The organism is Pseudomonas sp. KCJK9111 (genome assembly GCF_046231935.1).
Lineage (GTDB): Bacteria > Pseudomonadota > Gammaproteobacteria > Pseudomonadales > Pseudomonadaceae > Aquipseudomonas > Aquipseudomonas parafulva_B.
Genome location: NZ_JBJJMO010000035.1, coordinates 1 through 19,694, shown reverse-complemented (window position 1 = coordinate 19,694; position 19,694 = coordinate 1). Strand labels below are relative to the sequence as shown.

20 protein-coding genes and 1 pseudogene are annotated in these 19,694 nt (G+C 61.0%); 5 read left to right on the top strand and 16 right to left on the bottom strand.

The features are described 5' to 3' along the window. Positions 1–49 precede the first annotated feature (49 nt). The 8 genes from rseP to rpsB form a co-directional block, all read right to left on the bottom strand. On the bottom strand, positions 50–1,402 hold the full coding sequence (rseP, locus tag ACK59L_RS13290) for an RIP metalloprotease RseP (protein ID WP_058639563.1): 1,353 nt from the start codon (positions 1,400–1,402) through the stop codon (positions 50–52). Positions 1,403–1,469: 67 nt separating this feature from the next. Further along, on the bottom strand, positions 1,470–2,660 hold the full coding sequence (ispC, locus tag ACK59L_RS13285; protein ID WP_409274086.1) for a 1-deoxy-D-xylulose-5-phosphate reductoisomerase: 1,191 nt from the start codon (positions 2,658–2,660) through the stop codon (positions 1,470–1,472). After that, complete coding sequence (locus ACK59L_RS13280; RefSeq protein WP_196136331.1) at positions 2,657–3,472, bottom strand: phosphatidate cytidylyltransferase; 816 nt, start codon at positions 3,470–3,472, stop codon at positions 2,657–2,659. Before ACK59L_RS13280 ends, ispC begins: the two co-directional genes overlap by 4 nt. Next, a complete protein-coding gene (gene uppS / locus ACK59L_RS13275; protein WP_027913873.1) occupies positions 3,472–4,227 on the bottom strand; it encodes a polyprenyl diphosphate synthase in 756 nt (251 codons plus the stop codon). The genes ACK59L_RS13280 and uppS overlap by 1 nt, the downstream gene beginning before the upstream one ends. A gap of 15 nt (positions 4,228–4,242) precedes the next feature. Next, positions 4,243–4,800 (bottom strand): ribosome recycling factor, encoded by a 558-nt coding sequence (gene frr / locus ACK59L_RS13270; RefSeq protein WP_058639521.1) that lies wholly within the window; start codon positions 4,798–4,800, stop codon positions 4,243–4,245. After that, positions 4,797–5,540 carry a UMP kinase gene (pyrH, locus tag ACK59L_RS13265; protein WP_023534028.1) on the bottom strand — a complete coding sequence of 248 codons (744 nt, stop codon included), beginning with the start codon at positions 5,538–5,540 and terminating at the stop codon, positions 4,797–4,799. Before pyrH ends, frr begins: the two co-directional genes overlap by 4 nt. 180 nt (positions 5,541–5,720) lie before the next feature. Next, positions 5,721–6,584, bottom strand: a complete 864-nt coding sequence (gene tsf / locus ACK59L_RS13260; RefSeq protein ID WP_058603722.1) for a translation elongation factor Ts — start codon at positions 6,582–6,584, stop codon at positions 5,721–5,723. A gap of 182 nt (positions 6,585–6,766) precedes the next feature. Beyond that, positions 6,767–7,504: a 30S ribosomal protein S2 gene (gene rpsB / locus ACK59L_RS13255; RefSeq protein WP_003252287.1), complete on the bottom strand. Its 738-nt coding sequence runs from the start codon at positions 7,502–7,504 to the stop codon at positions 6,767–6,769. A gap of 348 nt (positions 7,505–7,852) precedes the next feature. Here rpsB and map point away from each other — a divergent pair, with 348 nt between their 5' ends. Genes map through dapC form a run of 3 tightly spaced genes read left to right on the top strand, consistent with a single transcriptional unit; the run spans position 7,853 to position 12,597 of the window. Beyond that, positions 7,853–8,635 carry a type I methionyl aminopeptidase gene (map, locus tag ACK59L_RS13250; protein WP_145130334.1) on the top strand — a complete coding sequence of 261 codons (783 nt, stop codon included), beginning with the start codon at positions 7,853–7,855 and terminating at the stop codon, positions 8,633–8,635. Positions 8,636–8,673: 38 nt separating this feature from the next. Further along, entirely contained in the window at positions 8,674–11,373 is a 2,700-nt protein-coding gene (locus ACK59L_RS13245) for a [protein-PII] uridylyltransferase (protein ID WP_409274082.1), read from the top strand. Between the two features lie 27 nt (positions 11,374–11,400). After that, positions 11,401–12,597 (top strand): succinyldiaminopimelate transaminase, encoded by a 1,197-nt coding sequence (gene dapC / locus ACK59L_RS13240; RefSeq protein WP_409274080.1) that lies wholly within the window; start codon positions 11,401–11,403, stop codon positions 12,595–12,597. A gap of 26 nt (positions 12,598–12,623) precedes the next feature. Here the strand turns inward: dapC and ACK59L_RS13235 are convergent, their stop codons facing one another. Then, entirely contained in the window at positions 12,624–14,270 is a 1,647-nt protein-coding gene (locus ACK59L_RS13235; protein WP_409274078.1) for a Na+/H+ antiporter, read from the bottom strand. Between the two features lie 672 nt (positions 14,271–14,942). Here ACK59L_RS13235 and ACK59L_RS13230 point away from each other — a divergent pair. Continuing rightward, positions 14,943–15,299 (top strand): hypothetical protein, encoded by a 357-nt coding sequence (locus ACK59L_RS13230; protein WP_409274076.1) that lies wholly within the window; start codon positions 14,943–14,945, stop codon positions 15,297–15,299. Positions 15,300–15,677: 378 nt separating this feature from the next. Here the strand turns inward: ACK59L_RS13230 and ACK59L_RS13225 are convergent, their stop codons facing one another. Further along, a complete protein-coding gene (locus tag ACK59L_RS13225; RefSeq protein WP_409274074.1) occupies positions 15,678–16,058 on the bottom strand; it encodes a LexA family protein in 381 nt (126 codons plus the stop codon). A gap of 67 nt (positions 16,059–16,125) precedes the next feature. Next, complete coding sequence (locus ACK59L_RS13220) at positions 16,126–16,356, bottom strand: hypothetical protein (RefSeq protein WP_409274072.1); 231 nt, start codon at positions 16,354–16,356, stop codon at positions 16,126–16,128. Positions 16,357–16,505: 149 nt separating this feature from the next. Between ACK59L_RS13220 and ACK59L_RS13215 the strand changes: the two genes are divergently transcribed. Continuing rightward, positions 16,506–16,778: a hypothetical protein gene (locus tag ACK59L_RS13215; protein ID WP_409274070.1), complete on the top strand. Its 273-nt coding sequence runs from the start codon at positions 16,506–16,508 to the stop codon at positions 16,776–16,778. A 2-nt stretch (positions 16,779–16,780) separates the two neighbouring features. On the opposite strand, the gene ACK59L_RS13210 is transcribed toward ACK59L_RS13215, so the two are convergent. The 5 genes and pseudogenes from ACK59L_RS13210 to ACK59L_RS13190 all read right to left on the bottom strand — a co-directional run. Beyond that, entirely contained in the window at positions 16,781–17,293 is a 513-nt protein-coding gene (locus ACK59L_RS13210; RefSeq protein WP_409274068.1) for a DUF2514 family protein, read from the bottom strand. Beyond that, positions 17,290–17,778 carry a glycoside hydrolase gene (locus tag ACK59L_RS13205; protein WP_409274066.1) on the bottom strand — a complete coding sequence of 163 codons (489 nt, stop codon included), beginning with the start codon at positions 17,776–17,778 and terminating at the stop codon, positions 17,290–17,292. The genes ACK59L_RS13210 and ACK59L_RS13205 overlap by 4 nt, the downstream gene beginning before the upstream one ends. A 61-nt stretch (positions 17,779–17,839) precedes the next feature. Further along, complete coding sequence (locus ACK59L_RS13200; RefSeq protein WP_409274064.1) at positions 17,840–18,832, bottom strand: acyltransferase family protein; 993 nt, start codon at positions 18,830–18,832, stop codon at positions 17,840–17,842. Positions 18,833–18,967: 135 nt separating this feature from the next. Then, positions 18,968–19,192 (bottom strand): annotated as a pseudogene (locus ACK59L_RS13195) (structural protein P5); the annotation flags it as partial. Then, positions 19,189–19,694: HNH endonuclease (locus ACK59L_RS13190; RefSeq protein ID WP_409274062.1), on the bottom strand; the 506-nt coding region annotated here is incomplete at its 5' end. The pseudogene ACK59L_RS13195 and the gene ACK59L_RS13190, both read right to left, overlap by 4 nt.

Sequence of the window (19,694 nt, the reverse complement as noted above, 5' to 3'; positions counted from 1 at the left end):
TAAACAACCTGCCGTCATGAACGACAGGTTTCGCAATTGAGCGAAGCTTTTATAGTCGACCCAGATCGTTGATCAGGGCGAGCAGCATCACCCCCAAGACCAAACTGATACCGATCTGGACCCCCCAACCTTGTACCCGATCAGACAACGGACGACCGCGCGCCCATTCAACCAGGTAGAACAGCAAGTGCCCCCCATCCAGTACCGGGATGGGCAGCAGGTTAAGAACCCCCAGGCTTATGCTCAGGTAGGCCAGGAAATTCAGGAAATCCCCCACGCCGGACTGGGCTGAAGCGCCCGCCACTTTAGCAATGGTTATCGGTCCACTCAAGTTTTTTACCGAGAGCTCACCGAACAGCATTTTCTTCAGTGACTGGAGCGTGAGCACGCTCATGTTCCAGGTGCGCGAGAGGCCTTCACCCACCGCCTCCACCGGCCCATAGCTGACTTCGCGCAGCATCGAGGCCGGCCATTGACCGCCCTTGACGCCCGCTCCCAGGTAGCCTGCAGCGGCCTCACCTTCGCCCTTCGCGCCCAGCGTCACCGGTATGTCCAGCGGCGCACCGTCACGTTCCAGACGCACCACCACCTGGGCGCCGGGCCGCGCGCGCACGCTATCGACCACCTGCTGCCATTCGCTCACCGACTGGCCGCCGACGCCCAGCAACCGGTCACCGGTTTTCAAGCCTGCAGCCGCGGCCGGCCCCTTGGGATCGATCTCGGCCAGTACCGGCACGATGGCGGGGCGCCAGGGTTCAAGGCCCAGCGAGCGAATCGGATCAGGCTCATCGGCGCCTTTCAACCACTGGTCGAGTTTCACCTGGCGCTGTTGCTCGGCACTGCTGCCCTCATCGCGCACACCGATGTTCAGCGTGCCACTCTCACCCAGGCGGCGCACCAACTGCAGATTGACTGCCGACCAGCCGTTGGTCGGCTTGCCGTCCACCGAGACGATCTCCTGGCCGGCCGTCAGCCCTGCAGCCGCCGCCAGGCTACCCGTCTCGACGGTGCCGATGACCGGCCGGATCTGCTGGCTGCCAAGCATCGCCAACACCCAGAAGAAGAAGATGGCCAGCAGGAAGTTGGCGACCGGCCCGGCGGCAACGATCGCGATGCGCTGGCCGACCGGCTTGCGATTGAACGATTGGCCCACCAGCGCAGGGGGCACATCGCCTTCGCGCTCGTCGAGCATCTTCACGTAGCCGCCCAGCGGAATGGCTGCGATGACGAATTCGGTGCCCTGACGATCATGCCAGCGCACCAGCGGCGTACCGAAGCCCACCGAGAAACGCAGCACTTTCACGCCACAGCGACGCGCCACCCAGAAGTGGCCGAACTCGTGGAAGGTGACAAGCACACCCAAGGCGACGAGCGTACCAATGATCATGTAGAGCGCTGTCATGTCCATCTCCGAATGATGAGCAATGGGTCAGTGGGGGTGCTGTTGTCGATAACCGGGCCAGCCCGCCTCAGCGGCCGTTGCGGTGCAGCCAGGCCCAGGCCAGCTCGCGCGCTCGCTGGTCGGCGGCAAACACTGCCTCCAGCGACGTCAGCGGCACCACGGGCTCCTGGTCCAGTACCTGTTCGATCATACTCGCGATCTCCGGGAAGCGGATACGGCCCTGGAGGAACGTCTGCACCGCCACTTCGTTGGCCGCATTGAGCACGGCAGGGGCGCTGTTGCCCACTTGCGCCGCCTCTCGCGCCAGGCGCAGACAGGGGAAACGCTGCTCATCGGGCGCCTCGAAATCCAGGCGAGCAATGCTGAACAGGTCCAGCGGGGCCACCCCGGAATCGATTCGCTCCGGCCAGGCCAGCGCATTGGCGATGGGGGTACGCATGTCCGGGTTACCCAACTGCGCCAGCACCGAACCGTCGACGTAATCGACCAGCGAGTGGATCACGCTTTGCGGGTGCACCACCACCTCGACCAGGCTTGGCGGCGCATCGAACAGCCAACAGGCCTCGATCAACTCCAGGCCCTTGTTCATCATGCTCGCCGAGTCGACGGAAATCTTGCGCCCCATCGACCAGTTCGGGTGGGCACACGCCTGTTCAGGCGTGACGTCCAGCAAGGCCTCGGTCGATGTCTGACGGAACGGCCCACCCGAGGCCGTCAGCAGAATGCGGCGCACCCCCACAGCGCTCAACCCGCGCGCGTAGTCGCTGGGCATGCACTGGAAGATGGCGTTGTGCTCGCTGTCGATGGGCAGCAACACCGCGCTCGACTGGCGCACGGCGTCCATGAACAGGGCGCCGGACATGACCAGCGCTTCCTTGTTGGCCAGCAGCACTTTCTTGCCGGCCTGCACGGCCGCCAGGGTTGGCCGCAAGCCTGCCGCGCCGACGATGGCGGCCATGACCGCATCCACTTCACTGGCACAGGCTACCTGGCACAACCCGGCCTCGCCTTCCAGCACTTCGGTAGCGCACCCTGCCGCCGTCAGGCCCGCACGCAGGCGCCCCGCCGCCTCAGCGCTCGGCACCACGGCATAGGCCGGGCGATGCCGCACGCACAGGGCCAACAGCTCCTCGATGCGCGTGTAGCCGGTCAAGGCGAAGGCCTGATAGCGCTCAGGATGGCGAGCGATCACGTCCAGGGTGCTCAGGCCGATGGAGCCGGTCGCCCCAAGTACGGTAATGCGTTGCACCTGACTCACATCACACCCCATTCGGCCGCCCACAACAGCACGGCGAACAATGGAATGGCCGCCGTCAGGCTGTCGATGCGGTCGAGCACGCCACCGTGGCCGGGTAGCAGGTTGCTGCTGTCCTTGATGCCCGAGCGGCGCTTGAACATGCTTTCGGTCAGGTCGCCGATCACCGAGGCCATCACCACCAGTGCAGCGCCTGCCAGGCCGAGCAGTAGCTGACCGAAGCTCCAGTCACGAGTGATACCCACCACCAGGGTGATCACCAGGCTGACCGCCAACCCGCCGTAGACGCCTTCCCAGCTCTTGCCAGGGCTGACCTGCGGCGCCAGCTTGCGCTTGCCGAAGGCCCTGCCGGAAAAGTACGCACCGATGTCGGCCGCCCAGACCAAAGCCATGACCGACAGGATCAACCAGTTACCCAGCGGCCAGTGCTTGAGCAGCACCAGGCCTTGCCAGGCCGGCAACAACACCAGCAGGCCGATCAACAGCCGGCAGGCGGCACTGGCCCACAGTTCGCTGGTGCGCGGGTAGGTCAGCACTAGCCAAGTGGCCAGCCCCCACCAGATGACGGCCGCCCCAAGCACCCAGGGGGCCAGTTCCGGGAGGATGTACAGCAGCATCAACGCCCCAGCGACGACCAGGGCATAGGCGACACGCAGGGGCTGAGCCATCAACCCCGCCAAACGCGCCCACTCCCAGGCGCCGAGCGTTACCACCAGGCCGATGAACAGGGCGAAGTTGCCCCCCTCGAGCAAGAAGAACCCGCCCAGCGCTATCGGCAACAGGATCAGCGCGGTAATGATGCGTTGTTTAAGCATTAAGCACGCGCTCCAGCCTCGACCTGCTCGCTGGTCTTACCAAAGCGGCGCTGGCGCGAAGCGAAATCAGCCAATGCACTGCGCATGGCTTCGTGTTTGAAGTCCGGCCAGTAAAGGTCGGAGAAATACAACTCGGCGTAGGCCAGTTGCCACAACAGGAAATTGCTGATGCGATGCTCGCCACCGGTACGGATGCACAAGTCCGGCAAGGGCTGCTCGCCGGTCGCAAGGCACGTCTGCAACAACCCCGGGGTGATGTCATCGGGGCGCAGATGGCCAGCCTGGACTTCACGCGCCAGCCGCTGCGCGGCCTGGGCGATGTCCCACTGCCCACCGTAGTTGGCGGCGATCTGCAGGATGAAACGGCTATTGCCTGCGGTCAGCGCCTCGGCTTCGCGCATGGCAGCCTGCAGTTCCGGGTGAAAGCGGGAGCGGTCACCGATGATGCGCAGGCTGATGTTGTTGTCGTTCAAGCGACGCGCCTCGCGGCGCAGCGCCGAGAAAAACAACTCCATCAACGCACCGACCTCATCGGCAGGGCGTTGCCAGTTCTCACTGGAGAAGGCAAAGAGAGTCAGCACTTCGACGCCGGCCTCGGCGCAGACTTCGATGACTGCCCGCACGGCATCGACACCCGCCTTGTGCCCGGCAACGCCAGGCAACAAGCGTCGTTTCGCCCAGCGGTTGTTGCCGTCCATGATGATCGCGACGTGACGCGGCACCGAGGGAGGCACCGCTGGCTTGGTCTTTTCCATTAAAAAAACCTGGCCTTAGACGGCCATCAGGTCCTTTTCCTTGGCTTTGAAGGCTGCATCCACCTCGGCGACGAACTTGTCCGTCAGCTTCTGGATGTCATCGGCGGCGCGGCGCTCTTCGTCTTCGCTGATGGCCTTGTCCTTGGTCAGCTTCTTCAAGTCCGCCAGGGCGTCACGACGCACGTTGCGCACGGCGACCTTGGCGTCTTCGGCAACGCCGCTGGCCTGCTTGGTGTAGCCCTTGCGGGTTTCTTCGGTCAGGGCAGGCATCGGCACACGGATGGTGGTGCCGGCGCTCGATGGGTTGAGCCCGAGGTCGGAGGTCAGGATGGCCTTCTCGATGGCAGCGCTCAGGTTCTTGTCGTGAGCGACGATCTTCAGGGTGCGCGCGTCCTCGACGCTGATCGCAGCGACCTGGTTCAGCGGCATCTCGCTACCCCAGGCAGTGACCTTGACGCTGTCCAGAATGCTTGGGTGCGCGCGACCGGTGCGGATGGCCGCCAGGTTGCGGCCCAGGGCCTCGATGGACTTGGTCATGCGCTCCTGCGCGTCTTTCTTGATGTCGTTGATCATGCTTGGCCTTCCTCGATCAGAGTGCCTTCAGCGCCGCCCACCACGATGTTCAGCAGGGCGCCTGGCTTGTTCATGTTGAATACCCGCAATGGCATGCCGTGGTCACGGCACAGGCAGATTGCGGTCAAGTCCATCACCCCGAGCTTACGATCCAGGACCTCGTCATAGGTCAGGCGATCGAACTTCTCGGCATGCGGGTCCTTGAATGGATCGGCAGTGTACACACCATCGACCTTGGTCGCCTTGAGCACCACGTCGGCATCGATTTCGATGGCCCGCAGGCAGGCTGCCGAGTCGGTGGTAAAGAACGGGTTGCCGGTACCGGCGGAGAAAATTACCACATCCCCGGAGTTGAGGTGGCGAATCGCTTTGCGACGGTCATAGTGATCGGTGACGCCCACCATGGAGATGGCCGACATGACCAGTGCCGGGATGTTCGAGCGCTCCAGCGCATCGCGCATGGCCAGGGCGTTCATCACGGTAGCCAGCATCCCCATGTGGTCGCCGGTGACGCGATCCATGCCGGCGGCGCTCAGTGCAGCCCCTCGGAACAGGTTGCCACCACCGATGACCAGGCCGACCTGCACACCGATACCGACCAGTTGCCCGACTTCCAGGGCCATGCGATCGAGCACCTTCGGGTCGATCCCGAAGTCTTCGGAGCCCATCAGGGCCTCGCCGCTAAGTTTGAGCAAAATGCGTTTATAGCGAGGTTGGCGACCACTCACCTGCTGAGCCATTGCGAGTCTCTCCTGCGGCGTACTGTAGAAAATTCGTGCGGGCTGTTTGCAGCCTGCTAACTGTAGCGTGGCACCGTTTCGGCGCCAGCGGCGGCAGCGTTGTGTAAACGCCTCGCCGCTTTGACAAAGAGGCTGCGCGCGTGAGCGGGCAGCCTCTTTGGGGCGACAGACGGGGCTGTCTTACTGCTTGGCAGCAGCAACCTGTGCGGCAACTTCAGCAGCGAAGTCGTCGACTGGCTTCTCGATGCCTTCGCCAACCTTGAAGTAGGTGAAGGAAACGATTTCAGCACCGGCTTTCTTGGCCAGTTCGCCGACCTTGACTTCCGGGTTCATGACGAACGCCTGCTCTTTGAGCGAGGCTTCAGCCTTGAACTTGGTGATGCGGCCGTTGATCATGTTTTCAACGATGTTTTCCGGCTTGCCAGCAATCTTGTCGGCGTTCAGCTGCAGGAAGACACCCTTCTCGCGCTCGATGGCTTCGGCGGAGATTTCCGACGAGTCCAGGAACTCGGGGTTGGACGCTGCAACGTGCATGGCGATGTTCTTGGCCAGCTCGACGTCACCGCCTTTCAGGACAACGACAGCACCGATCTTGTTGCCGTGCAGGTAGGCGCCGACCACGTCGCCTTCCACGCGCACCAGGCGACGGATGTTGACGTTTTCGCCGCACTTGGCGACCAGGGCTTCACGGGCAGCTTCACGCGAGGCGATCAGCGGAGCGGCGTCGGTCAGCTTCTGGGCGAAGGCTTCTTCCAGGCTTTCGGCGACGAAGTTCTTGAAGTCGTCTTGCAGGGCCAGGAAGTCGGTCTGCGAGTTCACTTCCAGCAGTACGGCGGCCTTGCCGTCGGTCTTGACGGCGATCGCGCCTTCGGCAGCCACGTTGCCAGCCTTCTTGGCGGCCTTGATGGCGCCCGAGGCACGCATGTCGTCAATGGCTTTTTCGATGTCGCCGCCAGCCTTTTCCAGGGCTTTCTTGCAATCCATCATGCCTTCGCCGGTACGCTCGCGCAGTTCTTTGACCAGCGCTGCAGTAATTGCTGCCATTTCAAAATCCTCTTGGAAAGTTTTTCAACCATTCCACCCGCTTGTGACGGGCGTTCAATTCTGCTAATCCGCTGTCTGTGCCTGCATGCCCATGGAAGGGACGGCTGCCGACAGCAGGATTTCAAGGTGGCAAAAAGGGGGCATAGCCCCCTTTTCGCGTGCCAAGTCGACGCTAGCGTCTATTACTCGGCAGCAGGTGCAGCCGCTTCTTCAGCGTAGACTTCGGTGCCGCCAGCAACATTGTTGCGGCCACGGATGACAGCGTCAGCCATGGAAGTCATGTACAGCTCGATAGCGCGAATGGCGTCATCGTTACCTGGGATGATGTAGTCAACACCTTCCGGGCTGCTGTTGGTATCGACAACACCAATGACCGGGATACCCAGTTTGTTGGCTTCGGTGATCGCGATGCGCTCGTGATCAACGTCGATGACGAACAGAGCGTCAGGCAGACCGCCCATGTCCTTGATGCCGCCCAGGCTGCGGTCCAGTTTTTCCAGATCGCGGGAGCGCATCAGGGCTTCTTTCTTGGTCAGCTTGGCAAAGGTGCCATCTTCGGCCTGAGTTTCCAGGTCGCGCAGACGCTTGATCGAAGCACGGATGGTCTTGTAGTTGGTCAGCATGCCGCCCAACCAACGGTGGTCAACGTACGGCGAACCGCAGCGAGCAGCTTGCTCGGCGACGATCTTGCCGGCGGAACGCTTGGTGCCGACGAACAGGATCTTGTTCTTGCCCTGGGCCAGGCGCTCTACGAACGACAGAGCGTCGTTGAACATCGGCAGGGTTTTTTCCAGGTTGACGATGTGGATCTTGTTGCGCGCACCGAAAATGTACTTGCCCATTTTCGGGTTCCAGTAACGGGTCTGGTGGCCGAAGTGCACACCGGCCTTCAGCATATCGCGCATGTTGACTTGGGACATGATAGTTCCTTGATAAGTCGGGTTGGGCCTCCACGTATCCCAATGACCAACCCGCGAACCCTGAAGCTCGGGGCACCCAGGCCATCGTGTCGACACGTGTGTGGGTTTGGATGCAGACGGAGCTGGCTCCGAAAGCGGCGCATGTTATACCACAGGCTGCGCGTAAACAAAACACGAAACTCACCCCCCAACCGCCGGATGGCAGGGCATGGGCGCCAGCGCACGGCCAGGGCGGTTGGAGGTATGCCTTTGCAAGGGCAGCGTGCCGCTACGAGCCCGCACCTCTGATAGAATGACGCCTTTCCCGATTTGAACGCGCCGTCTGCGGCGCCGAGTAGAGAGCCTGTAATGACCGTCACCATCAAGACTGCAGAAGACATCGAGAAGATGCGCATCGCCGGCCGCCTGGCAGCCGACGTGCTGGAAATGATCGAGGAGCATGTCAAGCCCGGTGTCACCACCGAAGCGCTCGATCGCCTGTGCCACGACTACATCGTCAACGTCCAGCAGGCCATTCCGGCGCCGCTCAACTACAAGGGCTACCCAAAGTCCATCTGCACGTCCATCAACCACGTGGTCTGTCACGGTATCCCCAATGACAAGCCCCTGAAAAATGGCGACACCCTGAACATCGACATCACGGTGATCAAGGACGGCTACCACGGCGACACCAGCCGCATGTTCCACGTCGGCACCGTGCCGGTATGGGCCGAGCGCCTGTCCCAGGTCACCCAGGAATGCCTGTACAAGGCCATCGAGCTGGTCAAGCCGGGCTGCCGCCTGGGCGACATCGGCGAAGTCATCCAGAAGCACGCCGAGAAGAACGGCTTCTCGGTGGTGCGCGAGTTCTGCGGTCATGGCATCGGCAAGGTGTTCCACGAAGAGCCGCAGATCCTCCATTACGGCCGCGCCGGCACTGGCATGGAACTCAAGGAAGGCATGACCTTCACCATCGAGCCGATGATCAACCAGGGCAAGGCCGACACCAAGGTGCTGGGTGATGGCTGGACCGCGATCACCAAGGACCGCAAGCTTTCGGCGCAGTGGGAGCATACCCTGGTGGTCACGGCGACCGGGTACGAGATCTTCACCCTGCGCAAGGACGACACCATCGCCCGCACTTCGGCCTGAGCCACCCTAGCAGCCTTCGATGACAGGAACCTGACCCCATGCCCCAGCTCGACCCCGAACTGTTCGACCGTGGTCAGTTCCAGGCGGAACTGGCCCTCAAGGCCAGCCCCATACCCGCCTTCAAGAAGGCCATTCGCCAGGCGGGCGAGGTGCTGGACAGACGCTTTCGCGCAGGCCACGCCATCCGCCCACTGATCCAGGCCCGGGCCTGGCTGGTGGACAACGTCCTGCAGCAGGCCTGGAACCAGTTCGACTGGGGCGAGCAGGACGGCATTTCCCTGGTGGCGGTCGGCGGCTACGGGCGTGGTGAGCTTCACCCGCACTCGGACATCGACCTGCTCATCCTGCTGGGTGAGGCCGAGCATGAGCGGTATCGCGACGCCATCGAGCGCTTTCTGACCCTGCTGTGGGACATCGGCCTGGAGGTCGGCCAGAGCGTGCGCACCGTCGATGAATGTGCCGAACAGGCCCGCGCCGACCTCACCATCATCACCAACATGATGGAGAGCCGCACCATCGCCGGCCCGGAAGCCCTGCGCCAGCGCATGCTCGAGGTCACCAGCACGGCGCACATGTGGCCAAGCCGCGAGTTCTTCCTGGCCAAGCGCGCCGAGCTGCAGGCGCGTCACCACAAGTACAACGACACCGAGTACAACCTCGAGCCCAACGTCAAGGGCTCGCCTGGCGGGCTGCGGGACATCCAGACCGTGCTGTGGGTGGCGCGCCGCCAGTACGGCACCCTGAACCTGCATGCCCTGGCCGGCGAAGGCTTCCTGCTGGAAAGCGAAAACGCGCTCCTGGCCTCCTCCCAGGACTTCCTGTGGCGGGTGCGTTACGCCCTGCACATGCTCGCGGGCCGTGCCGAGGACCGCCTGCTGTTCGACCACCAGCGCAGCATCGCCGCCCTGCTGGGCTACAGCGACGAAAACCCCAAGCGTGCCATTGAGCAGTTCATGCAGCAGTACTACCGGGTGGTGATGAGCATCAGCCAGTTGTGCGACCTGATCATCCAGCATTTCGAGGAGGTCATTCTCGCCGACGACGACAGCGGCACCACCCAACCGCTCAATGCGCGCTTCCGCCTGCACGACGGCTACATCGAGGCCGTGCGCCCGAACGTGTTCAAGCGCACGCCGTTCGCCATGCTGGAAATGTTCGTGCTGATGGCCCAGCACCCGGAAATCAAGGGTGTACGTGCCGATACCGTACGCCTGCTGCGCGAGCATCGGCACCTGATCGACGACACCTTCCGCAACGATATTCGCAACACCAGTTTGTTCATCGAGCTGTTCAAGTGTGAAATCGGTATTCATCGCAACCTTCGGCGCATGAACCGCTACGGCATCCTCGGGCGCTACCTGCCGGAGTTCGGGCTGATTGTCGGGCAGATGCAGCATGACCTGTTCCACATCTATACCGTCGATGCCCACACCCTCAACCTGATCAAGCACCTGCGCAAGCTGCAGTACACGCCGGTGTCGGAGAAATTCCCGCTGGCCAGCAAGCTCATGGGCCGCTTGCCCAAGCCTGAGCTGATCTACCTGGCCGGGCTCTACCACGACATTGGCAAGGGCCGTCAGGGCGATCATTCCGAGCTCGGCGCGGTCGATGCCCTCAAGTTCTGCGAGCGCCACCAGCTCCCTGCCTGGGACAGCCGGTTGATCGCCTGGCTGGTGCAGAACCACCTGGTCATGTCCACCACCGCCCAGCGCAAGGATTTGTCCGACCCGCAGGTGATCAACGACTTCGCCCTGCACGTAGGGGACGAGACGCGGCTGGACTACCTCTATGTGCTGACAGTGGCGGATATCAACGCCACCAACCCCACCTTGTGGAATTCGTGGCGAGCCAGCCTGTTGCGCCAGTTGTACACCGAGACCAAGCGTGCCCTGCGCCGCGGGCTTGAAAACCCGCTCGATCGTGAAGAGCAGATTCGCCAGACCCAGTCCTCGGCACTGGACACGCTGGTGCGCGAAGGCACCGACCCGGATGACGTGGAGCAGTTGTGGTCCCAGCTGGGGGATGATTACTTCCTCAAGCACACCGCCTCCGACGTGGCCTGGCACACCGACGCCATCCTGCAACAGCCGGCTGACGGCGGCCCGCTGGTGTTGATCAAGGAAACCACCCAGCGCGAATTCGAAGGCGGGACCCAGATCTTCATCTATGCCCCTGACCAGCACGATTTCTTCGCCGTGACGGTGGCGGCCATGTCGCAGTTGAACCTGAACATCCACGACGCCCGCATCATCACCTCCAGCAGCCAGTTCACCCTGGACACCTACATTGTGCTGGATAACGACGGTGGTGCGATCGGCGACAACCCGCAACGGGTCAGGCAGATTCGAGACGGCCTGACCGAGGCCCTGCGCAACCCCGAGGACTACCCCACGATCATCCAGCGTCGGGTGCCGCGCCAACTCAAGCACTTCGACTTCCCGCCGCAGGTGACCATCCTCAACGACGCCCAGCGCCCGGTGACCATTCTCGAAATCACCGCGCCCGACCGTCCGGGCCTGCTGGCGCGGCTAGGGCGCATCTTCCTGGAGTTCGACCTGTCGTTGCAGAACGCCAAGATTGCCACCTTGGGCGAGCGGGTGGAGGACGTGTTCTTCATCACCGATGCCGACAACCAGCCCCTGTCCGACCCGCAACTGTGCAGCCGCCTGCAGGAAGCCATCGTGCAACAACTGCAAGCAGGGCAGGCCAGCGCCAGCCCTGCCCGCGTGACCTTTTGACGACATGATTGACGAGACCTTGCGCCAATGAATCCTGCCTTGAGCCAGCTTCAGCCCTACCCTTTCGAAAAGCTGCGTGCCCTGCTGGGTAGCGTTACACCCGCTGCTGACAAGCGCGCCATTGCCCTGTCGATCGGCGAGCCCAAGCACGCCTCGCCACCCTTCGTGGCCCAGGCGATGGCCGACAATCTCGACAAGCTGGCGGTATACCCCAGCACCCTGGGCCTGCCTGCCTTGCGCCAGGCCATCGGGCAGTGGTGCGAGCGACGCTTTGGCGTGCCGGCTGGGTGGCTGGATGCCGAGCGTCACATCCTGCCCGTGAACGGCACCCGCGAAGCGCTGTTCGCCTTTACCCAGGCGGTGGTCGACCGTGATGCCGATGGCCTGGTGTTGAGCCCCAACCCGTTCTACCAGATCTATGAAGGGGCTGCGCTGCTGGCCGGCGCCACCCCGCATTACCTGCCCTGCCTGGAAGGCAACGGTTTCAACCCCGACTTCGACGCGGTGCCCGACCACGTCTGGGCCCGTTGCCAGATCCTGTTCCTGTGCTCGCCCGGCAACCCCACCGGCGCCTTGGTGCCGATGGACACCTTGAAGAAGCTGATCGCGCTGGCCGATGCGCACGACTTCGTGATCGCTGCCGACGAATGCTACAGCGAGTTGTATTTCGATGAGGATGCACCGCCCCCGGGGCTGCTGACAGCCTGTGCGGAGCTGGGACGTCGCGATTTCAAGCGCTGCGTGGTGTTCCACAGCCTGTCCAAGCGTTCGAACCTGCCCGGTCTGCGCTCGGGCTTCGTCGCCGGTGATGCCGACATCATCAAGCCGTTCCTGCTGTACCGCACCTACCATGGCTGCGCCATGCCGGTGCAGACACAGCTGGCCAGCATCGCCGCCTGGGAGGACGAGGCACATGTGCGCGCCAACCGCGACCAGTACCGCGCCAAGTACGACGCCGTGCTGGCCATCCTCGAGCCGGTACTGGATGTGCAACGCCCGGACGGCAGCTTCTACCTGTGGGCCAAGGTGCCGGGTAGCGATGTCGACTTCACGCGCGATCTGTTCGAGGCCGAGCACGTGACCGTGGTACCAGGCTCGTACCTGTCCCGTGAAGTGGATGGGGTAAATCCCGGCGCCGGACGCGTGCGCATGGCACTGGTCGCCCCATTGTCCGAATGCATCGAGGCAGCCGAGCGAATTCGCGCGTTCTTGCACGCGCGCTGAAGCCTTTTACGCGAGACGGGGCCAGCTCACTTGACCTGGCCCAGGTTAGCCTCGCTCATGTCCAACTCGCCCAGCACATGCCGCACCACCTCGTCACCGAGCAGGTGCTGGCGGTGCAGGTTATAGAGCTCCAGGCGCTGGGCCCGCAGCGCACGCAAACGCAGCCGGCGCTCGAGCAGGTCCATCTGCTCGGCCAAGGCCCTGGCCTCATCACTGTCGTTGTGGCGGTCCAATTGATCGCGATACTCAGCCATCAGCCGAGCCTTCAACTCCGTAGCCAGCGTGGCCTGGGCGGCGTCCTGCGGCGCGTTGGCATCGACCACCTCTTCGGCTTCCAAGGCGTGAATCGCCGCCTCGGCGGTGCGTCGCCAGGCTTCATGCACTTCCTGCTGCATACGCTCGTCAGGGCTTTTGGTCACACCGCGCAGTAAGAGCGGCAGTGCGACACAGGCACCGATCAACGACAGCAGGATGACACCGGCGGCAATGAAGATCAGCAGGTCGCGCTCAGGAAACGCCTTGCCCGCCCCGATCAGCAACGGAATCGACATCACACCCGCCAGGGTGACGGCCCCTCGCACACCGCCTAGCGTGAGCAGCCAGCACGAGCGCGCGGTAGGCAACATCACCAGCGCAGGCTTGCCGCGCCAACGGCGCAGAACACCCACCAGGCGCCAGATGCTCTGTACCCAGATGAACCGCAGCACGATCAGCGCCGCGAAGATGGCGACCACGTCCAGGCAGCGCCAGGCCAGGGTCGGCCACAGCGTGGTTTCATGGCTGACCACCGCCTTGACGATGTCGGGCAGTTGCAAGCCCAGCAGCAGGAAAATCAAGCCGTTGAACGCGAACTCCAGCAGCGACCATACGCTGCGGTTGAGCAGGCGGGTGCTGGTCTGGCGTGGCAGCAGGTCGAGCCAGCTCTGCATCATGCCAGCCGCCACTGCCGAGAGGATGCCCGACACGCCGAGGCGCTCGGCCAGCACATAGGCCGCGAACGGCAGCAGCAGCATGAACACCACATGGGTGGCCGGGTCATCCCAGCCGCGGCCGATCATCCAGGCACGCAGGCGGCCGACCAACCAACTCAGCGCCACTCCCACGGCCAGGCCGCCGAGCGCCACCAGCGCGAAGCTGAAGCTGGCGTCGGTCAGTGAAAAGACACCGGTGATGGCAGCCGCCAGGGCGAACTTGAAAGTGACCAGGCCCGAAGCATCGTTCATCAGGGCCTCACCCTGGAGCATGTGCATCAACGGCGTAGGCAGGCGGTCTTGGGTAATGGCAGAAACGGCCACCGCATCAGTCGGCGACAGGACGGCTGCCAGCGCGAATGCCACCGGCAACGGGATGCTCGGCAGCAGCCAGTGGATGAAATAGCCCGCACCGACCACTGTGAACAGCACCAACCCCACCGCCAAGGCCACCACCGGGCCCCGAATGCGCCACAACTCGCGCTTGGGAATGCGCCAGCCATCGGCGAACAACAGCGGCGGCAAGAACAGGAACAGGAACAGCTCAGGGTCAAGGGCGACATGCAGCCCGAGTGTCGGCCAGGCCAGCAAAGCGCCAGCGGCGATCTGTACCAGCGGCAGAGGCAGGGGAATGAGGCGGCCGACCAATTTCGACAGGCTGACCAGCATCAGCAGGATAAGGACGGTATAGGCGGACTGCATCCAGTGGGTCTTCCTTCTTCAAACGGCCCTCGTACCCGAGGACAAAACATACACCTGGATCAGCATGGTAACGGGTGACAAGCTTGCCTGGCCGCTGCACCAAGGTCGCAGGTGGCGAACTAATGTGTAACATGAAGATACACCTGCCGCCCAAGGGTTCAGCCGGGGTTGGGAAATGACCGGTGATTGGATGCAATTGGGCGCACGTTCCTGCCTAGGCAGAGCGGCAGCAGGATTATGCAGTAGCAACCCCGCCCGTTCGGGCCAACCGCCCGTGGCGCCGTGCGAAGGGTTATCGCATAATCGCGCGACTGACATTCGGAAATGGAGAGATTGGGGCGACACGTATCCCCGATGCACACAATGACCTACACGCTCTACGGCATCAAAGCCTGGGATGCCTCAATGAAAATGTAAAAGCCCTGTAAATTCAATGGGTTGAAGCGAGATTAACGGTTTTTATTTCCGCCTTATTCATGCGTTGACTGCTCAACAGAATCGGGCATTTACGGTTGTGTTTTGGGGAAGCTTTCGCGCTCTCTTGCGTCATTACAGCTACAGGATTGCAGTCGCCTTAGGGAAGGAAATGGCAGCTATTTATTATCTTGGCAGTCCCTGTACAATTCTGATCTCAAGGTATGTCAAACATCTAGCCTTAAGGATATTTTAGCGATGAGAAAAGGACAACGACTTGAAGAATTTTACAACTTGATGCGGGCGCAGCCTTTGGCTTCAACTCCGCAGCAGTCAAGAGATACTGCCGCGCGTGTCATGCTACAGGTAGAAAACTCACATGCGCCCCTGGGCGAAGAGAAGATGACGATTCCGGAGATTGGGCACTGGATGAATGTTGAATACGGGATTGGCGGCAAATACATCCCACTTATCAACGGTGCCATACATATCAACGCAAATGGCGCAACCGGGTATTACGATGCGAGCACAGATAATCCGCGCTATAGGCTGACCCTATCCTCTGCTAACGGCACTGCTTTTGTTCCAGTCGCAGACTTCCGTTATCCGACATGACTAATTAACGAATAAGCATATTACTAAGAGCCCGATAAAATGTGATCGAACGCTACCGCAAATTCCAGCATTGAGGTCTGATACGCACATTCCAAGTGTTAATCAGCCCAGCTCAACAACCTGTCCTAAACTGCGTCCCGACTTATCTCGTTTTTGGCCAATCAAAACCAGTATTTGCCGCCGGAGTATTAGTCGCCGTCAAAGGTGGCTGGTGCGCGGAATAGCTGGTGTATTGAGAAAGGGGGTTTTAGAGGCTCCCGGGGGCGTCTAGCCCCCTTTAGCCCCCTCCAAAAACCACGTTTGGTACAAAAAGTGGTACGAGAAAATCAGCTATATCCCTCTCCTTCCCGCCTCCGGCGTTCTGCCGAACCGAATCCCCTATCCCGTTAGACGATCGTGGTCCCGAACGCTGTACCTGACCACACCCCACACCTCGAACGTATCGCCCTCCATGATATACCGCGACGGGTACTTGGGATTCTCCGACCGCAGGACCAGCACACCGTGCTCACGGCACATGCGCTTGCAGATCGGCTCGCCGTTCACCGCCGCGATCACGATGTCGCCGTGCTTGGCCTCGACGCTTCGATCAACGACCAGCAGGTCACCGGAGTACATCCCGACGCCCTGCATGCTCTCACCCTCAATCTTGACCAGGTAGGTCCAGGGCGCACGGATTTGCATCAGATCGTCCAGGCTGAGCAAGGGCAGGTCGTCGATTTCGAAGTCAAGGGCGGTGTTCATTGGCGGGCCCTCCATACTGTATAAATGAACAGTATGGTAGTGACCTGCAATGGGGCCGGCAACTGCCGACAAGCGGGATGCGCTAATGCAGCGGGGGCAGTTTGTTGCCCATCAGCTTGGAGACGGTGCGAAGCTGGTAGTCAGAAACCGCCTGGGCCAAGGACTCGGAATGGAGCCGCAGCCGCTCTACTTCCTCGGTTGGCGCTCCATAGTCTCTGGCCTCCCAGTACCGTTTGAGAGCTTCCATCGACTGCGCGATCAGCGGTTCGCCTGCCTCAACGGCAGCGGCAAAATCAGCCTTGTCTTTGTCCATTCAGGATTAACTCCTTGCACTGAAGCACTAAATATATCCTTACGCTGCCTCTATGCAGTGTACTTCGATTAAGGCAACAATATGCCTAGGGCTGGGGGACATCGTTAAGCTCGCTAAGCTGATACCGAACATATTCAAGGACGTGATAAATGGCAATGAAAATTATTTGCTCTGGATGCGGTGAGACGATCCCGTTCTCTGGTGAGGTGTGCCCTCATTGTCATCGCAATAAAAGCGATGATCAGATGAAGGAAACAGAGATGCAATTGATTAGTTTTGTAGCTGCAATCGCTGCGCTCATCAGTGGCGTTGTGATCTACCAGTTTGGATCACTCAAAAGCGCCCTAATCACTGGCGTCATCGTTGGCGCGGTTGTCGCAGGCTTTATGTCTTGGAGCATTAATGCTTCAAAGCCGAAGTAGAATTATTCACCTCTAATCCTTGCTACCACCGACTCACACGCCAGGCCCGCTACTCGGCTTCGCTCAAGCGCTGTCGCGAGGCTTCCCGCCATTCGGTCAGCGTCTTCAAGCAATCCCCCGAGCACCACGACGGCAGAGGTTCCTGCCTGGCGCTGCTGGGCAACGATGGCATCGCAGGTTGCAGATCGGCCGGCGCGCAGTCTGGCGATTTCACCGCGCAGCCCGCCAGCAGCAGACTCAGCAGCAGTGGCGCGGACAGTGACCTCCTCCAGTTTCTTGCGTACATGCTCACCCTCCTCGTCTGCCGCTTTCTGGCGGCGTTGTTCTTCGGCGCGGGCCTGGGCGGCGGCGCGTCGGCTGTTTTCGGCGACCTCCAGGCGGTAGTCGGCAAGTTCAGTGCGGGCATCAGACGTTTCGCCTTGGGCAACCACGACCCTGTACTGCTGGCCGCCGGCGACCAGCACCAGCGCTATCAGCCACCAGCACCAGGCCGGCACCGCGCCGAGCCAGGTCACGCCAGAACCCCGCCGAGCTTCTGCCACTGAGCCAGCAGAGCGCTCAGGGCTTTAGGGTTCTGGTCATAGCCGTTGCCAGGGAAACTGGCCCATTCATTGGCGCACTTGGCTATTGCCTCGCGTATCTTTCCATCCTTGATCAGCTCCAGCGCGCCACGCTCTCCCAATCGTTTGATGGCAGCTAGGTCCTGCGCCTCTGGCGTGAAGCGCCCCCTGAAGCTGTAGCGCTTCACCAGTTCGTCCCACGTGCCGGCAAGAAACTGGTAGCGACCTGCCGCGCTACTGGTGATCGGCTTGCCGTTGGAGAGTCTGGTGATTTTCTGGCGAGGATGATCGGCATAGCCCTGGAACAGGCCTTTGCCGAACAGGACGTTGTACCCGTCGTCGCTACCCTTTACGGCTTGGGTTCCCTCGGCGAAGGCGATCAGATCCAGAAACCGGAGCACGTTGGCGCCTCCGGCCTGGGATTCGGTGAGTCTGGCCATGCTTTTCTCCAGTCGAAAAAAAAGCCCGCGATTTTGCGGGCTTTGAGTTGGGCTGATGCGATTAACTTGAATAAGACACTGATGGAGATCGAGATACAAAGCTTCGGAACCGCTTCCAAAACGGCAACTCTATGTAGCGATGGCATACTACCGCCAAGCCTACTGAGAACATCATCACGAATAAGACCTTCAACGCTGAGGGGACGGCAAACATTTCCGATAACCAGATCAAGGGGAAATGGAATAGGAAAAGACCGTAAGAAACACTGCCCGCATGGCGCTGCGCGACATTTAAGCGCCCGGAAAATTTTACTGTAGAAAGAACAGCAACCAACGGGACCCCTACTATGTACCCCAGAGCAACCTCGACATCATAACTTCGACGAACCCCTAAACCCCACAGTACGAACACATAAACAAGCATGGCGACACAAGCAGAAGTTACAGCACGTTTCGCCGATTTTGAGCCACACTCAATGACGGCGCCGGTAAGGAATATGAAGAGCACACCTAAGAGCAGCCTATACCCAAACACATCCGTGTTAAGCCAACCGACTTGCGCAGCGGTAAAAATCGCAACACTGATAGAGCTGACGATAAAAGCCACCCTGTGACTTAGCAATAGCAGCGGCACCAGCAGGTAAAACTGCAACTCCACGCCCAAAGACCAAGCCGGGGGCAATATGGTAAACTTGTCTATCCCATTCCACATGTAGTAGCTAAGCGGGATCACGGTAATATTGCTCACCCAATGGAGCAACCCGGGATTAAGACTTAAGAAGTAACTTTTAGCACCAAGCCACCACACCAACACACCGAAAACTAAGGCTGCGAGATAGAGCGGGAAAATTCGCAGCGCTCGGTCCTTGTAAAACCATAGAACCGAATCAAGTGTTCCCTCAAAGGGCCTTTGGGACCAAAGCCTCGCAACCACATGACCAGCGAGCAGATAAAACACAACAACTGCCCATACACCAGGGTTGAACCCATTGACTGTGTAACCCATGTGACTGACAACCACCAAAGCTGCCAGTACAAATCTCAAAAAACCCATTGCTGCCTTACGCCTCTCGCTGGTCCTGATGCCCCAGCGTGGATGATACCGGTACGCCTCAGCTAATAATACCAATCAGTGTCGAGGCGACTGCCAACTTCGGAAATCGCACCATTGGTGGCGAAATCAGAGACCGTCGATCCCGTTTCCGCCCACACTGGGTATGGGGTTCCTGCTTCGGTAGTTGATCAGCAGCTTGCCCAGGGCGCGGATACCGTTCTCGGGTGAGTCGAACCGGGCGAAGCGCGGCTTGGCCACGCCCTCCTCCAGGCCGAGCTGGCCGACCCAGGCGTTGCAAGGGTTGAAATCGATGTTGTCGGGGTTGTTCGAGGGAATGCCCCGGGGTGCTTTAGTCGTCATGCTGCCTCCTCTGCCAGGCAAGCCCAGCGCGATCCATTTTTGATTCGGCTTACCTGTGCCGGAGAGATCCCGTACTTCGCGCACATGCGACGTCCTGATACGCGGCCTTCACGCAAAACGGTATTGCGGATGTCCAGCGCCTGCTTAGCGGTCAGGACAGCCGTCACACACTTCTCGCCGTCCTGCATCGTGCCGTGAGCACGCATATCCATCTGATTGGCCTCGTGAGTGTCCCAGCGCAGATTGCCTGCCGCGTTATTGGCAGGGTTGTCATCGTTGTGGCAAACGTCGGTTTGATCCTGCTTGGGTGCAGGAAGATAGGCCCCTGCCGCCAAGCGATGGGCCAGGCGGCGGCAGGGCTTACCAGTGCTCCTATCGCGAAGGATGTAGGCGGTGTATTCCTTTGCATCGACAGAGCCGGCAAGGACCGTGCATTTTCCGCCGCGGCGGCTGCGCACCTGACCTCCAGGCGAAACGTCGTAGCCTGGAAACTCGGCGATGA